The 1,413-nt window shown below is 75.8% G+C and carries 1 protein-coding gene; it reads right to left on the reverse strand.

Going from position 1 to position 1,413, the window contains the following annotated elements:
- Positions 1–176: 176 nt before the first annotated feature.
- Positions 177–938: a GOLPH3/VPS74 family protein gene (locus ABD308_RS28890; RefSeq protein WP_344340778.1), complete on the reverse strand. Its 762-nt coding sequence runs from the start codon at positions 936–938 to the stop codon at positions 177–179.
- Positions 939–1,413 lie beyond the last annotated feature (475 nt).

Genomic DNA, 1,413 nt, shown 5'->3' on the forward strand with positions numbered 1-1,413 from the left:
CAGGGTGCTGCCGGGTGCTTCCGGTTGCTCGGCGCCGCCGTAGGGCGCGAGCGGCGCGGTGTGCGCTGCTGTGCGCGCCGGTCCGCGCCCGGCGTGCGGGAGTGCCTCGTACGGCCCTTGGGGCGCGGCCCCGGGGCTCCGGAGCTGGCCCCGTCGGCCGCGCGGGCGCGAAGGCGTCAGCGGACTCCGACGCGGGACGCCGCGACCCGTCCGCTGCCGCCGCCGCTGCCACGGCCGGCCGCCGCGCGCTGGCCGGGTCGGCCACCCGCGCCCGGCGAGGTCGGTCCCGCTTGGGCGGAACGGTTCTGCTGACTCGGCAGGCCGTTCTGCACGTCCATCACGGCGTGCGCGACCATGCCGCCCAGCGGGTCGTACCGGATCAGATCGCGCAGCCGGGAGCGCGAGGAACGGCCCTCGTTGCCCGGGTAGAGGTGCTTGCCCAGCCCGACCGAGTGCGCCAGCGCGGCGAGCGCCGCGGTCCGCGGGTCCGGCGGCACGCCGGTGCGGATCGCGGTGTCCAGCCGCTGCTTGATCGCGGCGTTGGTGCAGTCGTCCGACGCCTGGTAGCGCGTCGTCGGCAGCACCCCGCACACCTGGCCGGGCACGGCGGTGACCATGCCGCACCGCTCCAGGTGCGCCAGGTAGGTCTGCCGCAGCCCCAGCCGGGGCCCGCCGATCCAATGCGCCGCGCGGACCGGGCTGCCGCGTCGTCGCAGCAGTTCCAGCGCGTGGTCGAGTGTCGGGTCGCCGGTCGGCCGTGGCAGCACCACGGCGATCCGATCGCCCTCCGGAACGATCCGTCCGGCCAGGGACAGCTCGACGAGCTGTGCCCCGGCGAGTCCGAGGTCGAGGGTCTGCGGCTGCGCCGTGGTGCCCGTGGCCGGGTCCAAAGCGAGCAGCAAGAGCTCCTCGGGAACAGTTCTGCGGCTCTTGCCCATCCAAGCCTCCCCGCGTGGATGGGAAACAGCGTGACGCCTCTCACACGGGCTTGTCGAGTACGCCTCCGAATCGTGACCTTGCGATCGGGCCGGGGAACCGGCCGTGGCGGGCTCTGCGTCTGACCGTTGAACAGGCCGCGGTGCGGCCGTGCCACGGCAATAACCGCCGGTCGGGCGGGGTGTGGGGGACCGGATCCGGTCGCCGGTGGCGGAGACTGTACAGGTACACGGGGCAGGGTGCCGGCTTCCCGAAATACGGGTTCGCCGGTGCCCCGCCGGGCGTTGAGGAGGCTGGGTTACGTGGGCGAGTCCCCCGACAGGGTGCTGCGGGACGGCGAGCGGGCGCGGGAGCGGGACGGCGAACGGGCCGGTGCCGCCCCGGCGGCCGAGGAGACGGCCGTGCCGGCGGCGGACCCGGTGGCGGGCCCGATGGAGGGGGAGCCCGGGCGGGCCCGGGTGACCGCCGAGGCCGACG

It is taken from the genome of Kitasatospora putterlickiae, assembly GCF_039527695.1.
Lineage (GTDB): Bacteria > Actinomycetota > Actinomycetes > Streptomycetales > Streptomycetaceae > Kitasatospora > Kitasatospora putterlickiae.